The sequence below is a fragment of the Rhodococcus tukisamuensis NBRC 100609 genome, assembly GCF_001894985.1.
GTDB lineage: Bacteria > Actinomycetota > Actinomycetes > Mycobacteriales > Mycobacteriaceae > Rhodococcus_G > Rhodococcus_G tukisamuensis.
Window position 1 is genome coordinate 95,081 of sequence record NZ_BCXG01000011.1, and the last position, 15,535, is coordinate 110,615.

The following is a 15,535-nucleotide window of genomic DNA, read 5'->3' on the forward strand; positions in this document are numbered from 1 at the left end:
GGGCACACAAGACTTTTATGGTCGCACGGTGGCGCGGACGGCGTCGAGATATCGCCGATGCCCGGGCCCCGTCCCAACCCCGCTACTGCGTCGGCGTGCAGGGCATCGAGGTCGTGGTCCGCAGCAGCCATCCGGCGCACAACCTCCAGGTTGGCCAGTAACGAATCGAGCGAACGACCGCTCGGGACATGTCGTCAAAACAGGTCACAGCAGGTTTCCGGACGAGTTGTGCATACGAGAATTACCGAGCAGCGAGAGGGGGCCGAGCCTGCTGGCGAGGTCCCGAGGTCGACCCGTCCAGGCCGGTGGTTTCGGTGTCGAGGATGCAGGCCGCACCGGGTTCGAGCATCGAGGTGGCCAACTGGCGGAGCGGCAGGTCGCTGGTCGGCACTGCATCCTCATCGGTCCCGACATGGTTGCGTACGGTTCCGACATCACGCGCCGGACTACTGCTCAGGCCCGGGGACCTGCATGTGGTCGACCAGCTCGACGTGTACCTGGTGGAGGTCCGCGAGTGTGAGTCCTGGCTGCTGCGTGCCGTCGAGTTCTACGGACGGATCCGGGCGCACGCCGCGATCCGCGTCAAACCCGACGCGGATCTCACGCCTGGACCAAGGGGCCGCATCGAATGTCGAACCGCTCGCGGACCGTATCCAACGTCCGGCGGTGGCGCTCGCGGTCGCGGCGGCTGGCGACCGCGAATCGCGCCGTCCCGAGCAGTCGGCGGTGCAGCGGATACCACCGGTCGAAATCGAGTCCACAATCGCGAAACACCCTGGCGAGTAAAGCATCTGCGAGAAAGCCAAGGTTGTACATCGACAGCACGAACTCGGTGTACGGGAACGCCTGCTTTCCACCGTTTCTCAGCAGACCACCTACGTCGAGTTCGTAGAGCGGGATGTCGCGAATCCTGCCCGAGAACATCAGGTGTGCAAGGTTATAGCTCGTAAAGAAGGCAGGTGCAGGATGGTGGATCGCGGGTTCACCGACACCACCGACCCGGCGCGGGCGGACAAGGAGGAACTGGTCGTGGTGTTCAATGCGCCGGCCCGGCGCGATCTCCCCGACACGACCGCCTGGGCACTGTTGTAGTCCGGGTAGCGCCCCGGGACCCATATCTCGATGATCGAGTTACTCGACAGTCGATCTACTCGACCGCGCCTTCCAGGCGCCGAGGACACGCTCACCGAAATTGTTTCGGCCGCCGTGTAGCACTCTGACCCGACGGGACGATGCACTCAATGACGCGACACACCGTTCGGGGCAGGAGACGTGTGTGTCCTGATGTCGACACAGGGAGTGGGCATGACATTTCGCAGGTTCTTCGCACGTCATCGCATCGCATCGGGAATGATCGCGCCCGCGATCGTGGGAGTCGCCGCGGTGATCACGCTGCCGCTGGCCCTGTCCTCAGGACCCACCACGGTGGACACCGAACTGACGGCATCGACCACCGAGTGCCACGACATGGTGACCATCTCGGTGGCCGGCCGAGGTGACACGCCTGTCGACGGTACGAAGATGCTGGTCGGCCCCGACGACGAGCGGCTTCCGGCCATGCTGTCGAGTGACTACCGCAGCGACTGGATCGATCAGGTCGTCAATGCGCCGAACGGTGCGGTCGGCAAGGGCTCGTACGCCGCCGTCTACATCGCGTACCCCGCGAACATGGACAGCTACGAGGACGCCGTCACCGCAGGTGTGGCCAACACAGAAACGGTGATGCGAAAGATCCAGCAGTCGTGCCCGGACACCCGGTTCGCGGTGGTGGGGTACAGCGAGGGAGCCGACGTCGCGCGGCGCGTCGCGATGGACGTCGGGCACCAGCTGGCCGATGCCGACGGCGGCTACTCGATCGCCAATCCCGCGAACGTCGTCGGTGTCGTCATCCTCGCCGACGCGGGTCGCGCGGCGGGGCAGGGCCCGTTCCCCGGCTCCAAGAACCCGTTCACCAACCCGGACGGGTTCGACAAGAAGTACCAGAACGGCGCAAACGCGATCCCGGGGCAGGGCGCCCTGCCGGATACCGGGGGCGACGATTTCGGCGCACTGGCCGGCAAGGTTGCATCGTTCTGCTCTGACGGCGACCTCACCTGCTCTGCGCCGCAGAACATCTCGCTGCTGCAACTGGTTGTCAACGTGGGTCGGCAGTTGAACGTCGACGGGCTCGAGCGCCAGGGGCTCACCCCGGCAACCGGCCAGGACGTCGCCGTCGTCCTCGGCCAGATCGCGATGAACGCGTTCGCTGAGATCGGGTCTCAGCCCGACTGGATGCAGAGCGACGAGACGTTCCTCGACGTGCTGCTGAAGGTGTCGGCCCCGACCTACAAGCCGGGCGAGACGCCCGCGACAAGGGCGCCGGTAAAGGATGTCGCGATCTCCACGGACGACATGTCGCCGCTCGCCTACCTGCCACAGAAGGTCTTCAACGAGATCGTCGGGCTGATCGTGACGAACCAGAACACCATTCCCGTGGTCATGAGCGACCCGTACAACCTCACCCTCGGCCCGGACGGGAAGGGCCATCACTTCGACTACTGGCGCGATGCCAACGCAGCCAACGGCAAGCCGCTGACGTCCGCCGAGTACGCCGCCGCGTGGCTGACCGAGCTTGCCAAGCAGGCGCAGAGTGGGCAGCCGGTGGTGACGACGACCAAGCCCGACGCCGAGGCGCTGGCCTCGGTGGAGAAGCTGTCGTCGGCGGGCTCGGCGGCGACCACTTCGGCGACCGCCAGTGCGTCGCCATCGGCGACGGCGACGGCGACGGCCAAGGAGGAGTCGACCCCGGAGTCGTCGACGGAAAAGTCGACGAGCAGCAGTGCCACGGCAACCCCGTCTGCGTCGGTGCCTGCGGCTGCCCCGTCCGGAGTTGAGAGTCCCGTACCGACGACGGGGGACTCAGCGGCAGCAGCGACCGGGGTGTCCGCTCCGGAGGCATCGGCGGAGTCGTCCGGGGAGGCATCGGCGAACGTTTCGTCGGAGACGACGGAACCGTCGCCGAGCATCCCGGCACCCACCACGACTGCGAGTGCGCCCGCCAAGGTTTCGGGCTCGAAATGACAGCGCGCCGGGGCTCCTACCTCGACGCCTGCGCCATCCCGGGGGTCCAACGAATCTCGGGTTGATGTTCTCGGTGGAACTTCGAAACGGCGGCAGCTCGTCCGGCCGCGGGGGCGGTGGCTCGGCGGCGGGAACATCGCCGGGTCCAGGTTGATCCGTCCGGCGATCCTGGCGGCTCCGACGTAGTCGCCGCCGGCCTCGCGGATGGTGCGGTCGAGTTCCAGGTCGGGAGTTCAATACTGGCGCCGCCGTCGAGCGCCGCCGTCGACAGCGCGGCGCTCCCGGCCCCGCCGCCCCCTCCCGACAGCGAGCCTCGTCGGCCCTGTAACGGTCCGGACACGACGGCATCAAACCTCGAGCAGCGAATTCGTCCGGCGCACAAATCCCCACGCAAACCGGACACATAAGCGGACAAAAGCCTGATTACGGACGGAATTGAGGCTATTCCTTATATTCATTTCCCACTGAGTGAGACAGGCCTGGCATCAAACCGTGACCTTCGCTACAAATAGTCACGCGCTGAGATGCGCATCACCCCTACCCCTCACCACTTAGGAGCACCATCATGGGTTCAACTGCCGAAGACCTGAAGACCGCCGGCGACGTCCAGAAGGTCATCGCCGCACTCGGTGGCACCCTCGTCGGTGTTGGCGCCGTGGTCGGCCTGGGTCTGGCACTGACCTCGTTCAGCGCCGCGTAATTCAGCCTTTCCGAAAACCGGATCCCGCGGCCTCGGCTGACGGATCCGGTTTTCGGCGTTTCAGCCTGCTCAGCCCACCCGGTCCGCGAGCACCAGCGCGAAACGCTCCTGCGGATCGGTCCACACCCGGTCGCTGCCGAACCCCGCCCGCTCCAGCTCCTTGCAGATGCCCTCGGGCCGGAACTTCGCGGAGATCTCCGTCCGCATCTGCTCCCCCTCGGCGAAGCGCACCTTCGTGCCGAGGACCGGCAGCCGCACCGTCATCGCCGTCGTCGCTTCCAGACGCATCTCGATCCACTCGTGCGCCGCGTCCCACAACGCCACGTGCCGGAACTTCGACACGTCGAAGTCCGCGCCCAACTGCTCGTTGAGCACCGACAGCAGGTTGAGGTTGAACCGGGCGGTGACCCCCGCCGCGTCGTCGTAGGCCGGCACCAGTACCGCCGGATCGGTCACCAACCCCACCCCCAGCAGAAGTTGCTCCCCCTCGTCGAGGACCTCGGCGATCGAGGCGAGGAACTCCTCCCGCTCCTCCGGAACCAGGTTCCCGAGGGTGCCGCCCAGGAACGCGATCATCCGCCGACCCCCGCGGGGCAGGTTGTGCAGCGTGTCGGTGAAGTCGCTGACGATCCCGTGCACCGTCAGCTCGGGGAACTCGTCGGCCAGCTGCCGGGTTGCCGACACCAGGGCCGCCTCGGAGACGTCCTGCGGCACGTAACGCTCCAGCGTGCCGTGCGCGGTGAGCGCAGCGAGCAGCAACCTCGTCTTGTCCGACGATCCGGAACCCAGCTCGACGAGGATCTGCGCGGACGTGGCCTCCGCGACATGGGTGGCACTGGCCCGCAACAGTTCTCGCTCGGTGCGGGTGGGGAAGTACTCCGGCAGACGAGTGATCTCCTCGAACAGTTCGCTGCCGCGCGCATCGTAGAACCATTTGGGCGGCAACCACTTCGGCGTGGCGGCCAGCCCGATGCGGGCGTCCTCGCGCAGGCTCAGGTGCAGCTGCTCCGGTGACAGGTGAACCTCCACCGTCGGTTCGCTCATGGCTGTTCCTCCCAGTCGGGTACTGTGGTGATGCTCAGCTGTCCGGGTCTGGCCTGCACCAGGTGCCGGTCCGGCACCACCCGCCAGCCCGGTTCGTCGTCGATCGGTTCCGATGCCAGCAGCGCCGTCGTCTCGTCCACCCGCACCGACAGTGAGTGGTAGACCGTCGTCGCCCACAGCGTTGTCCCGTCGCCGAGCAGCAGGTTCAGTCGCGACGCCGGCGCCGCCGCCAACACGTCCGCGACCACCGACCGCAACGCGCCCTCCGGCCCGTCGGCCGCGAGGCGCCGGCGTACCAGCGTCCACACCAGCGCCGAATCGGTCAGCACCGGCATCCGCAGCAACTCCACTGCGGGTAGCCATTCCGCCAGCGCCGCCATCGAGTCCGGCCAGCCGTCGATGCACCCGTTGAGGCTGAATGCCCACCTGTCGTCGGTGAACGGCGCGCAGGCCGCCCTCTCGAGCGGCATGCCGACCGTGGCCGAACGCACCGCCGCCAGCACCCCACTCGAACGCACCTGCGCCAGCACCCCCTCGACCGCCGGATCGGACCAGATCGGTGCCGCGTTCCGGTAGGCGCACACGCCGCCCGCCCCGTCCCACCAAGCCGCGCCGAACCCGTCCGCGTTGATGGTGCCGCCGCCCCGCATGTCCCTCGGCGCCCAGGACTGCGTGGCCAGACTGTGCGCTCCGGCGGTGAGCAGACCACCCACGGCGCGCGGCGGGCCGAGGTAACCGAGGTGTCTACACACGGATCTACTCTCCCGGAACGTCTCGGGCACAACGGAACCCGGCGAATATCTGCCGCCGGACGGGAAGGTCCCAGTTGCGGAAGGTGCCGCGACAGGCCACCGGGTCGGTACCGAACGAACCTCCGCGCAGCACCTTGTAGTCACCGCCGAAGAACACCTCCGAGTACTCCCGGTACGGGAACGCCGAGAACCCCGGGTACGGCAGGAAGTCCGACGACGTCCACTCCCACACGTCACCGATCAACTGCTCCACTCCGAGTGCTGACCGCCCTGCCGGGTACGCCCCCACCCCGGCGGGTTCGAGGTGCCGCTGGCCCAGGTTGGCATGAGTCTCGTCGGGTTCGCCGTCGCCCCAGGGGAATCGGCGCGACCGACCGGTCCGGGGGTCCCAGCGCGCGGCCTTCTCCCATTCCGCCTCGGTGGGCAGCCGCCGGCCGGCCCAGCGGGCGTAGGCCTGCGCCTCGAAGTAGCTCACGTGCACCACCGGGCTGTCCGCCGGGAGCGGCGCCAACGTGCCGAACGCGCGCCGCCACCAGTTGCCGGCGCCGTCGCACTCCCAGAACTGCGGCGCCTCGAGCGACGCGGACTGCCGATGCGCCCAACCCCGCTCGCTCCACAACTCCCGCCGGCGGTAGCCGCCGTCGGCGAGGAACTCGAGGTAGCGGCCGTTGGTCACCGGCGCCGTGTCGATCGCGAACGCGGGCAACACAACCCGGTGCGCGGGCCGCTCGTTGTCGAGGGCCCACGGGTCGGTGGACGTACCCATGGTGAACTCGCCGGCCGGCACCAGTACCTCCGTCGGCACCTCGGCGACCGGGCGCGGCGGCGGCGCCGCCGTCAGCACCGCCGGACCGCTGCGCAGTTGATGGGTCGCGAGCATGGTCTCGTCGTGCTGTTGCTCGTGCTGGGCGATCATCGCGAAGGCGAAGCCGTCCCGCTCGAGCGGCCGGCCCTGCAGGGACGCCCCGTCCAGGATGTCCCACACCTTCTCTCGCACCTGCGCCACGTACCCGCGCGCCTGCGCCGGGTCCAGCAGCGGCAGGGCGGGTCGGGTCGAGCGCGGATGGCGGAACGCGTCGTACAACTCGTCGATGTCCCGGCGGACCGGCTCACGGCCGCCGACATCCCGGACCAGCCACAACTCCTCCTGATTGCCGATGTGCGCGAGGTCCCACACCAGCGGACTCATCAGCGGGGAGTGCTGCGCCGTCAGGTCCTGCTCGTCGACGCACTCGGTGAGCACGACGCTGCGGTCACGAGCCCGGGTCAGTGCCGCCGCCAGCCGGGCGCGCAACGCCTCCGTCTCGCTCATCGCCCGAGACCCCCGGCGTCGAACCCCGCGTGGACGGGATCCTGGGTCGGTGTCCGGCCGTGGCAACATCGACGCGCCGCGGCGGCCAGGTCGGCCTCGAACGCCGACGACCGGGACGCCGCGAGGAACAGCAGTTCGGCTGCGGCACTGCGCAGTTCACCGTCACGCAACCCGAACTCGGCGGCGTCCCGCCAGCGGCCCGCGGTGGACGCCGCCAGCGCCGACGCCGCCGCGGCCGTCTCCCGGTCGCCGAGCAGGGCCGCCACCGCGGCGATCGGCACCCGCCACAGCTCGCCGGGCTGTGCGTCGAGGTACCGCACCTCGAGGTGACCGGCCGCCCGCACCGGCGGGAAGAGCGTCGTCAGGTGATAGTCGAGGTCCGCGGGTCCGGGCCTTCTGCCGACCTCCTCGTCCAGTGCGCCGGCCATCCAGTCCGCGAAACTCGCCCCGAGCGGCACGGACCAGTCGTTCTCGCAGCCGGGGCGCCCACCGACCACACACAACAGCGGCGCGTCCAGCGCCCAGCGCGCGTAGCCGGTGATCGGGTCGGCCAGCGGCGGCGGTGCCGTCCGCTTCGGGTCCAGTTCGAGCCACGCCCGCATCCGCTGCGAGGCCCAGGTGCCTGCCGGCACGCCCCGCAGCCGCGGCGAACAGGCAAACGCGGCGACCAGCGCCGGACCGATCGCGTACAGCGCCGTCCAGCGGTCCTCGACCTCGGCGGCGTCGGCGCCCGCATCCACGCTCACCTGGGTGGCCGCGGTGTTGCACATCATCAGCCGGCCGAAGGGCCCGACGGTGTCGAATCGTTCCTGCATCGCGCGATAGCGCGGCATCGCCAGCACCCGCTCCGCGTCCCGCCAGACGTCCGCGGCACCGTCGTACATGGCGATGCCCTCGTCCTCGAGCAGGTCCTGCAGCGACCGGGCGTCTCGGGCGAGTGCGGCGCACAGTTCGGCCGCCGAGGGAAAGGGCGCGCTGGAGAGTTCGATCTGACCGCCCGGCTCCATCGTCACCGCACTGCCCCGGGAGAGCCGCCTGGCGGGCGAGTCGGCGGCGAGCGAGGTGGGAGCGTGCGGCCCCAGCGCGCGGGCGACGTCGCCCGGGTCCGGTCGGCCGTTGGACGGCCGACTGCGGGAGGTAAGCCACTCCAGTTCCGCCCCGACCAGCCGCGGCGGCCCCAGTTTGAAACAGACACCACCGACGTACGCCTCCGCCGCGGCCCGGGTGGTGAACCGGCGGGTGTCGACTGCCATTGCCATGATGCGCTCCGATCGTCGGGCGGCACTTCTACGGCAGGAACTTCGCTTCACGAGACTGGAGAACCCCTCCGACACTAAACCGAGATCGACGACGCCGCACCCGCGCGCGGTACCGTCCGGGAGAACGCACCGAACCGGCGGGAGGGCACATGCTCGATCTGCACCGCGTCCGCGCCGACACCCCCGGCTGCCTCGGCCAGGCGTTTCTCGACAGCGCCGGGTCCTCGCTGCCACCCCGGGTGGTCACCGAGACCGTGATCACGCACCTGAGACGCGAGGCGGAGGTGGGTGGCTACCGCGCCGCCGCCGAGCGCGCCGACGACCTCGCCGACGTCAAGACCGCACTCGCCGCCCTGCTCGGCGCGCAGCCCGGCGACCTCGCCCTGACGGAGAGTGCCACGCGCGGCTGGGCCGACTTCTTCTACTCGGTGCCCTTGGCCGCGGGCGAGAAGATCCTGGTCTCGGAGGTGGAGTACGCGAGCAATGCGATCGCCGCGCTGCAGCGGGCCCGCAGCACCGGGGCCGTCGTCGAGGTGGTGCCGTCCACCCCGACCGGGGAGGTCGACCTCGACGCCCTGGCCCGGATGCTCGACGAGCGGGTGCGACTGGTGTCGCTGGTGCACGCGCCGACGAACGGCGGCCTGCTCAACCCGGTCCGCGAGGTGGTGGACCTGGCCCACGCCGTCGGCGCGCTGGTGCTGCTCGACGCCTGCCAGTCCGTCGGCCAGGTCCCCGTCGACGTGGTCGCACTCGGCGTCGACGCGCTGTCCGGGACGGGCCGCAAGTGGCTGCGCGGGCCGCGTGGCACCGGGTTCCTCTACGTGCGCCCCGAACTGGCCGCGACCATGGAACCTGCCGCGCTGGACCTGCACGGTGCGCAGTGGACGGAGGAGTCCGGCTACCGCCTCGCGCCCGACGCGTCGCGGTTCGAGTTCTGGGAGTGCTCGGTCGCGGGCCGGCTCGGGCTCGGCGCCGCGGTCCGGTACCTGCTCGACCTCGGCATCGACGAGATCGAGCAGTCGGTCTCGGCTCTGGCCGAGTACACGCGCACCGAACTCGCGGCCGTCCCCGGCGTCACCGTCCGCGATCTCGGTGTCGACCGCACCGGCATCGTCTCGTTCACCGTGGCCGGCGTCGACCCCACTCGGGTCCGGGAGTCGTTGGCGGCCAAGGACATCACCGTGACCGTCAGCGGACGCGGGTCGACATACCTGGACATGAGCCGGCGCGGCCTGGACGCCGTGGTGCGCGCGTCCCCGCACTACTTCAACTCTTTCGACGACGTCGACCGGCTCGTCGAGGCGGTCGACGGGCGGTAGTCGAACCGAACCGGATCGGCGCCGGGTGGCGTCGGCCGGGGGCTGTCCGGTACTCTGTCCAAGTTGTCTCGGCGAGGGTGAACCAACATTGTTGGCTTACCGTGATCGACGCGGCTACGGCTACCAATCGAGCAGGACTGCTCCGGGCCGTGCGCGTTGTCCGCCCCCCGTCGAGCCCAACATCCAAGCGATGCAAATCTGATGTGAGCTGTAGGAGCTGTATTTCCATGTCTAACGAAGTCAACCGTCTCGAAGCCGCTGTCCGTACCGAGTTCGGCAAGGGTGCCGCCCGCCGCGCCCGTCGTGACGGCCTGGTCCCCGCCGTCCTGTACGGCCACCAGACCGAGCCGCAGCACCTCTCGCTGAACGCCCGTGACTTCGCCCGCGTCCTGCGCGCCCACGGCACCAACTCGATCCTCACGCTGGACATCGACGGCACCGAGCAGCTCGCGCTGACCAAGTCGGTCGTCGTGCACCCGATCCGCCGCTACATCGAGCACACCGACCTGCTCATCGTGCAGAAGGGCGAGAAGGTCTCCGTCGAGGTTGCGATCGTCCTGGTCGGCACCGCCAAGTCCGACGCCCTGGTCGTCACCGACGTCGACACCATCAAGCTCGAGGCCGACGCCCTCAACATCCCGGACCAGATCGAGGTCTCGATCGAGGGCGCCGAGGCCGGCACCCAGATCCTGGCCGGCAGCATCGAGCTGCCCGCCGGCTCCACCCTCGCCGACGACGCCGACCTGCTGATCGTCAACGTCGTCACCGCCCAGGCGGCCGAGGAGCCCGAGGAAGAGGCCGAGGCCACCGAGGCCTGAGTCATCGGCCCGCACCCATCAGTGCAGCGCTAACGTGAGCGGCGCGCCGTCCCGACAGGGGTGGCGCGCCGCTTTCCGTGTGCGGCCTGCCCCTACCACCGAGAGAACCGAAGCGTTGAGCGTGAACACCGCGTCGAGCGAGCCCCAGGGCCCCGCCCTGGTCGTCGGGCTGGGCAACCCCGGACCCCAGTACGAACGCACCCGGCACAACATCGGCTTCCTGGTCGTCGAGGCGCTCGCCGCCCGCGAGCGCGCCAACTTCAGCCTGCACAAGAAGAGCGGCGCCGACGCCGTCACCGTGCGGGTCGCCGGCCGTCAGGTCATCCTCGCCAAGCCCCGCTCCTACATGAACCTCTCCGGCAAACCCGTCGCGGCGCTGGCCCGGTTCTTCTCCGTCGATCCCGCGGACATCGTGGTGGTCCACGACGAACTGGACCTGGACTTCGGGACGCTGCGGCTCAAACTCGGCGGCGGCGAAGGCGGGCACAACGGCCTGCGCTCGATCTCGCAGGCGATCGGCACCAAGGACTACCTGCGGGTGCGCGTCGGGATCGGCCGCCCCCCGGGCCGGATGGACCCGGCCGACTACGTGCTCAAGCCGTTCTCCTCGGTCGAGCGCAAGGAGCTGGACCTGAACTGCGAGGAGGCGGCGGACGCCGTCGAGCTGCTGCTGCGCGTCGGGCTCGAGGCCGCGCAGAACCGGCTGCACTGAGGCAAACCCCGGAGAGGACAAACCCCGGAGGGCGGGAGTCAGCCGCCGATCAGCGCGATCGAGTTGGCCCGGCGCAGCTTCCCCGACGACGTCTTCGGGATCGACCCCGGCCCCAGCACCGCGACCGTCCGCGGCCGCGCCCCCACCTCGGCGACGACGGCGTGCGTGACCTCGTGCTCGATGCGCCGGACCTCGTCCGGCTGGTCGATGTCGTTGGTCTCGACCGCGACCGCGAAGCCCTCCCGCTTCTGCCCGGCGTCGAGCCTGATCGCGACGGCGTTGCCGGGCCGTACCCCCCGCACCGAGCCGGCGGCCCGCTCGATGTCGGTGGGGTAGATGTTCCGCCCACCCATGATGATCACGTCCTTGACGCGGCCGCACACCACCACCAGGCCATCCTCGGTGAAGTAGCCGACGTCGCCGGTGCTGATCCAGCCGTCGGCGTCCTGGGTGGGCTGCGGACCGTCCACCGTCAGGTATCCCGACGTCACGGACGCGCCGCGCAGTTCGATGATCCCGACGCCGCGCGGCGGCAGTTCCTGCCCGTCCTCCCCCACCACACGCCCCTCGAGCCCGGACACCAAAGTCCCCAGCGTCGGGAGGCGGCGGGCGTTGCTGCGCCGCGACGGCACCGCCATGCCGCCCGCCTCGAGCAGGTCCGGGTCCACCAGGTCCAGCACCATCCCCAGTCCGGGCTCGGCCAGCGAGACCGCGAGGGTGACCTCCGCCATCCCGTACGTCGGCGCGAGCGCCATCGGGTCCAGCCCGAAACGGGCGCCCGCCTCCGCGAACGCGATCAGCGTGTCGGGGTCGACGGGCTCGGCACCGTTGAGCAGGCAGCGCATCGTCGACAGGTCGACGGCACCGTCCTCGGCCAGCGCGAGCCGGTGCGCGAGCACGGAGTAGGCGAAGTTCGGTGCGGCGGTGACGGCGCCGCGGTACTTCCCCATCAGCTCGGCCCACAGGATCGGGGCGTGCAGGAAGTCGAGCGGGGTGATGGACACGACCTCCGCACCGAACAGCATGGGGACGGTGAGAAACCCGATCATGCCCATGTCGTGGAAGAGCGGCAGCCAGCTGATCATCACGTCCTGCTCGGGACTGATCTTGAGCCGGTCGAGCATGGCGCAGGCGTTCGCGTTCAGGTTGGCGTGAGTGAGCCGCACCGCCTTGGGCGAGCCGGTGGATCCGGAGGTCAGCTGCTGGACCACGACGTCGGACTCCGCGGTCTCGACCGGGTCGGTGTCGGGTCCCGCGCGCAGGTGGTCGATCGTGACCACCCGGACGCCGCGCTCCGCCAGCAGCGGCACCGCCGCCTCGAACGGCGCGCCCACGATCACCGCCGACGCCGTGATCATCCCGATCACCGTCTCGGTGTCGCGGGTCCAGACGGACAGGTCGGTGCGGGGCGTCGGCTGGTGCAGCATCGTCAGGGACGCGCCCCGCATCCAGGTGGCCTGACAGACCGGCGCGATGTCCACCGGCATCCCCGCCAGGACTCCGATGGTGTCGCCGTGCCCGATCCCCGCCGCGGCCAGCCCGCCCGCCATCCGGCGGGCCTGCCGGTGGATCTCGCCCCAGGTCTGCCGTAGCGGAACGTCGGGCTCGCCCGTGACCAGTCCGCGCGTGCTGGTCGTCGCGGTCGCATACATCACTTCGGTGAACTTGCTCATGGCAATCCCTCCAGATGTATAAGCGGAATCCGGCTCGTGGTGTTACACGTAACGCGGCCTCCGCTGGTTCGCTGGATCTCCCGATCGTCCTCCTCGGCGGCACAGGTACGCTGGAGTACTGGCGTTTCACCAGGTATCGAGCTGCCCGTCGCTCGGGCCGTGACCGTCTGTTGTCTGCAAACGTCTCTTGTCTGTAACCGTCTCCAGTTAGGAACCCCCGGTGACCACCGAGCCCGTGTCGGAGCCCGCCACCTCGTCCCCCGGCACCACCGAGGCCGCGCCGACCGCCAAGTCGGCGAAGGCCCTGGCCGGGGAGGCCACCCGGCGACGTACCTTCGCGGTCATCTCGCATCCCGACGCCGGCAAGTCGACGCTCACCGAGGCCCTCGCGCTGCACGCGAAGATGATCTCCGAGGCCGGCGCGGTGCATGGGAAGGCCGGGCGCAAGTCCACGGTCTCCGACTGGATGGAGATGGAGAAGGCCCGCGGCATCTCCGTCAGCTCCACCGCGCTGCAGTTCAACTACAAGTCCCCCGAGACCGACCCGGCCGACGAACCGAACGTCATCAACCTGGTCGACACCCCGGGCCACTCCGACTTCTCCGAGGACACCTACCGCGTGCTCACCGCGGTCGACGCGGCCGTGATGCTGATCGACGCCGCGAAGGGCCTCGAGCCGCAGACCCTCAAGCTGTTCCAGGTGTGCCGCCACCGCGGCATCCCGGTGGTCACCGTCATCAACAAGTGGGACCGGCCGGGCCAGTCGCCGCTCGAACTGCTCGACGAGATCAGCAACCGGATCGGGCTCACCCCGACGCCGCTGTACTGGCCGGTCGGCATCGCCGGGGACTTCCGCGGGCTGCTGCGGCGCGGCGAGGACGGCGCCGCGCAGGAGTACATCCGCTTCACCCGCACCGCGGGCGGCGCCAAGATCGCCCCCGAGGAGATCCTCGACGCCGACGCGGCGGCCGCGCGCGACGGCGACGAGTGGGAGACCGCCGTCGAGGAGAGCGAACTGCTCTCCGCCAGCGGACAGGACCACGACCAGGAGATGTTCCTGGCCGGGCAGACCTCCCCGGTGATCTTCGCGTCCGCGATGCTGAACTTCGGGGTCCGGCAGATCCTCGACACCCTGGTCACCCTCGCCCCGGCACCGGGACCGCGCACCGATCTCAAGGGCCAGGACCGGGTGGTCACCGACCCGTTCAGCGCCGTCGTGTTCAAGGTGCAGGCGGGCATGGACACCGCGCACCGCGACCGCCTCGCGTTCATGCGGATCGTCTCCGGCGTCTTCGAGCGCGGCATGGTCGTCACCCACGCGCAGACCGGCAAGCCGTTCACCACCAAGTACGCGCAGACCGTGTTCGGCCGCGAACGCTCCACCGTCGAGTCCGCCTTCCCCGGCGACGTCGTCGGACTGGTCAACGCGACGGCGCTGGCGCCCGGCCACACCCTGTACACGGACAAGAAGGTGGAGTTCCCGCCGATCCCCTCGTTCGCCCCGGAGCACTTCTCGGTGCTGCGCGCGGAGAGCGCCAGCAAGTACAAGCAGTTCCGCCGCGCCGTCGAACAGCTCGACTCCGAGGGCGTCGTGCAGATCCTGCGCAACGACCTTCGCGGCGACGCGTCGCCCGTCATGGCGGCCGTCGGCCCGATGCAGTTCGAGGTGGTCGCGGCGCGGATGAAGGCCGAGTTCTCGGTGGAGGCCCGGATGGAGGGCCTGCCCTACCAGCTGGCCCGCCGCACCGACGCCGCGTCCGAGGTCGAGCTCAACCGTCAGCGCGGTGTCGAGGTGTTCACCCGCTCCGACGGCGCGCTGCTCGCACTGGTCAGCGACAAGTGGCGGCTGCAGTACATCCAGAAGGAGCACCCGGAGCTCACCCTGGAACCGCTTGTCGCGACCGCCGACTGACACTTCGCGTCGTAGCATCGGGCCGTGACCGACTCCGCTCGTAGTCCCGGCTCGCTTCGCGTCCTCGTGTACAGCAACGACAAGACCGTCCGCGAGGCGGTGGTGCTGGCCCTGGGCACCCGCCCGGACCCCGACCTGCCGGAGCTGGAGTTCGTCGAGGTGGCGACCGCACCGGTGGTGATCGAGCGGCTCGACGCGGGCGGCGTCGATCTCGCGATCCTGGACGGCGAGGCGACGCCTGCCGGCGGCATGGGGATCGCCAAGCAGCTCAAGGACGAGATCGACCCGTGCCCGCCGATCCTGGTGCTGATCGGCCGAGCCGACGACGCCTGGCTGGCCAACTGGTCGCGGGCCGAGGCCACGGTCGCGCACCCGATCGACCCGCTGCGGCTGGCCGAGACCGCGGTCGCGCTGCTGCGCACCCGCCTGCCCGCGTAGCGACCGGCAGCCCGGGCGACCGGGCTTCGACGCGCCGTCGACGATCGAAGCCGACCTGCCCGCGGCGACGGCGGTAGCGTGTGTGTCACAGCTCACGATCACACGTGAATCGGGTGGTCAGGCTCCCGCGGAGAGGAGTTCGACGGACATGAACGTCTACCTGCCGATCCTCGTCCTGGGCACGATCGCCGCCGCCTTCGCACTCGTCTCGGTGGTCCTCGCGTCCGTCGTCGGCCCGCGCCGCGACAACCGCGCCAAGCTCGACGCCTACGAGTGCGGCATCGACCCGACGCCGGAGCAGCCGGACGGCGGCGGCCGCGGGGCCGGCGGCCAGCGCATCCCGGTGAAGTTCTACCTGACGGCGATGTTGTTCATCATCTTCGACATCGAGATCGTCTTCCTCTACCCGTGGGCCGTCCACTTCGACGCGCTCGGGGTCTTCGGCTTCGCCGCGATGGCGCTGTTCATCTTCAACGTCTCGGTCGCCTACGCCTACGAGTGGAAGCGGGGCGGGCTCAGCTGGGATTAGGTCTTCT

General features: G+C 69.7%; 15 protein-coding genes. 9 read left to right on the forward strand and 6 right to left on the reverse strand.

The window, feature by feature from the left end; translation table 11 throughout:
• Nucleotides 1-600 precede the first annotated feature (600 nt).
• On the reverse strand, nt 601-924 hold the full coding sequence (locus RT2_RS13905) for a hypothetical protein (RefSeq protein WP_072845377.1): 324 nt from the start codon (nt 922-924) through the stop codon (nt 601-603).
• A 42-nt stretch (nt 925-966) separates the two neighbouring features.
• On the opposite strand from RT2_RS13905, the gene RT2_RS26440 reads away from it, so the two are divergent.
• The 3 genes from RT2_RS26440 (at nt 967) to RT2_RS26445 (ending at nt 3,760) form a co-directional block, all read left to right on the forward strand.
• Nucleotides 967-1,092, forward strand: a complete 126-nt coding sequence (locus RT2_RS26440) for a hypothetical protein (RefSeq protein WP_255312536.1) — start codon at nt 967-969, stop codon at nt 1,090-1,092.
• A gap of 213 nt (nt 1,093-1,305) precedes the next feature.
• Nucleotides 1,306-3,060, forward strand: a complete 1,755-nt coding sequence (locus tag RT2_RS13910) for a cutinase family protein (RefSeq protein WP_072845378.1) — start codon at nt 1,306-1,308, stop codon at nt 3,058-3,060.
• A 565-nt stretch (nt 3,061-3,625) separates the two neighbouring features.
• On the forward strand, nt 3,626-3,760 hold the full coding sequence (locus RT2_RS26445) for a hypothetical protein (protein WP_255312537.1): 135 nt from the start codon (nt 3,626-3,628) through the stop codon (nt 3,758-3,760).
• A gap of 69 nt (nt 3,761-3,829) precedes the next feature.
• Here RT2_RS26445 and egtD read toward each other — a convergent pair whose 3' ends face one another.
• The 4 genes from egtD to egtA are packed head-to-tail and all read right to left on the reverse strand — an operon-like array spanning nt 3,830 to nt 8,127.
• Nucleotides 3,830-4,804: an L-histidine N(alpha)-methyltransferase gene (gene egtD, locus RT2_RS13915; RefSeq protein ID WP_072845379.1), complete on the reverse strand. Its 975-nt coding sequence runs from the start codon at nt 4,802-4,804 to the stop codon at nt 3,830-3,832.
• Entirely contained in the window at nt 4,801-5,556 is a 756-nt protein-coding gene (egtC, locus tag RT2_RS13920; protein WP_072845380.1) for an ergothioneine biosynthesis protein EgtC, read from the reverse strand. The genes egtD and egtC overlap by 4 nt, the downstream gene beginning before the upstream one ends.
• A 4-nt stretch (nt 5,557-5,560) precedes the next feature.
• Entirely contained in the window at nt 5,561-6,868 is a 1,308-nt protein-coding gene (gene egtB, locus RT2_RS13925; RefSeq protein WP_072845381.1) for an ergothioneine biosynthesis protein EgtB, read from the reverse strand.
• A complete protein-coding gene (egtA, locus tag RT2_RS13930) occupies nt 6,865-8,127 on the reverse strand; it encodes an ergothioneine biosynthesis glutamate--cysteine ligase EgtA (RefSeq protein ID WP_072845382.1) in 1,263 nt (420 codons plus the stop codon). Before egtA ends, egtB begins: the two co-directional genes overlap by 4 nt.
• A 149-nt stretch (nt 8,128-8,276) precedes the next feature.
• On the opposite strand from egtA, the gene RT2_RS13935 reads away from it, so the two are divergent.
• The 3 genes from RT2_RS13935 (at nt 8,277) to pth (ending at nt 10,976) form a co-directional block, all read left to right on the forward strand.
• Nucleotides 8,277-9,446, forward strand: coding sequence for an aminotransferase class V-fold PLP-dependent enzyme (locus RT2_RS13935; RefSeq protein WP_072845383.1), 1,170 nt, complete (start codon nt 8,277-8,279; stop codon nt 9,444-9,446).
• 227 nt (nt 9,447-9,673) lie between these two features.
• Nucleotides 9,674-10,264 carry a 50S ribosomal protein L25/general stress protein Ctc gene (locus RT2_RS13940; protein ID WP_072845384.1) on the forward strand — a complete coding sequence of 197 codons (591 nt, stop codon included), beginning with the start codon at nt 9,674-9,676 and terminating at the stop codon, nt 10,262-10,264.
• Between the two features lie 121 nt (nt 10,265-10,385).
• Nucleotides 10,386-10,976, forward strand: a complete 591-nt coding sequence (gene pth, locus RT2_RS13945; RefSeq protein WP_072845385.1) for an aminoacyl-tRNA hydrolase — start codon at nt 10,386-10,388, stop codon at nt 10,974-10,976.
• 38 nt (nt 10,977-11,014) lie between these two features.
• Here pth and RT2_RS13950 read toward each other — a convergent pair whose 3' ends face one another.
• Nucleotides 11,015-12,649, reverse strand: coding sequence for a fatty acyl-AMP ligase (locus tag RT2_RS13950; protein WP_072845386.1), 1,635 nt, complete (start codon nt 12,647-12,649; stop codon nt 11,015-11,017).
• Between the two features lie 220 nt (nt 12,650-12,869).
• Between RT2_RS13950 and RT2_RS13955 the strand changes: the two genes are divergently transcribed.
• The 3 genes from RT2_RS13955 to RT2_RS13965 all read left to right on the forward strand — a co-directional run bounded on the left by RT2_RS13955 (nt 12,870) and on the right by RT2_RS13965 (nt 15,528).
• Nucleotides 12,870-14,561, forward strand: coding sequence for a peptide chain release factor 3 (locus RT2_RS13955; RefSeq protein ID WP_072845387.1), 1,692 nt, complete (start codon nt 12,870-12,872; stop codon nt 14,559-14,561).
• Nucleotides 14,562-14,585: 24 nt separating this feature from the next.
• Nucleotides 14,586-14,999 (forward strand): Rv3143 family two-component system response regulator, encoded by a 414-nt coding sequence (locus tag RT2_RS13960; RefSeq protein WP_072845388.1) that lies wholly within the window; start codon nt 14,586-14,588, stop codon nt 14,997-14,999.
• Nucleotides 15,000-15,147: 148 nt separating this feature from the next.
• On the forward strand, nt 15,148-15,528 hold the full coding sequence (locus tag RT2_RS13965; RefSeq protein ID WP_072845389.1) for an NADH-quinone oxidoreductase subunit A: 381 nt from the start codon (nt 15,148-15,150) through the stop codon (nt 15,526-15,528).
• Nucleotides 15,529-15,535 lie beyond the last annotated feature (7 nt).

What these genes read in the sequence shown, in the direction of transcription:
- RT2_RS13905 (WP_072845377.1), bottom strand. Translation starts at nt 924, where the DNA reads ATGTTCTCGGGCAGGATTCGCGACATCCCGCTCTACGAACTCGACGTA.
- RT2_RS26440 (WP_255312536.1), top strand. Translation starts at nt 967, where the DNA reads ATGGTGGATCGCGGGTTCACCGACACCACCGACCCGGCGCGGGCGGAC.
- RT2_RS13910 (WP_072845378.1), top strand. Translation starts at nt 1,306, where the DNA reads ATGACATTTCGCAGGTTCTTCGCACGTCATCGCATCGCATCGGGAATG.
- RT2_RS26445 (WP_255312537.1), top strand. Translation starts at nt 3,626, where the DNA reads ATGGGTTCAACTGCCGAAGACCTGAAGACCGCCGGCGACGTCCAGAAG.
- egtD (WP_072845379.1), bottom strand. Translation starts at nt 4,804, where the DNA reads ATGAGCGAACCGACGGTGGAGGTTCACCTGTCACCGGAGCAGCTGCAC.
- egtB (WP_072845381.1), bottom strand. Translation starts at nt 6,868, where the DNA reads ATGAGCGAGACGGAGGCGTTGCGCGCCCGGCTGGCGGCGGCACTGACC.
- egtA (WP_072845382.1), bottom strand. Translation starts at nt 8,127, where the DNA reads ATGGCAATGGCAGTCGACACCCGCCGGTTCACCACCCGGGCCGCGGCG.
- RT2_RS13935 (WP_072845383.1), top strand. Translation starts at nt 8,277, where the DNA reads ATGCTCGATCTGCACCGCGTCCGCGCCGACACCCCCGGCTGCCTCGGC.
- RT2_RS13940 (WP_072845384.1), top strand. Translation starts at nt 9,674, where the DNA reads ATGTCTAACGAAGTCAACCGTCTCGAAGCCGCTGTCCGTACCGAGTTC.
- RT2_RS13950 (WP_072845386.1), bottom strand. Translation starts at nt 12,649, where the DNA reads ATGAGCAAGTTCACCGAAGTGATGTATGCGACCGCGACGACCAGCACG.
- RT2_RS13965 (WP_072845389.1), top strand. Translation starts at nt 15,148, where the DNA reads ATGAACGTCTACCTGCCGATCCTCGTCCTGGGCACGATCGCCGCCGCC.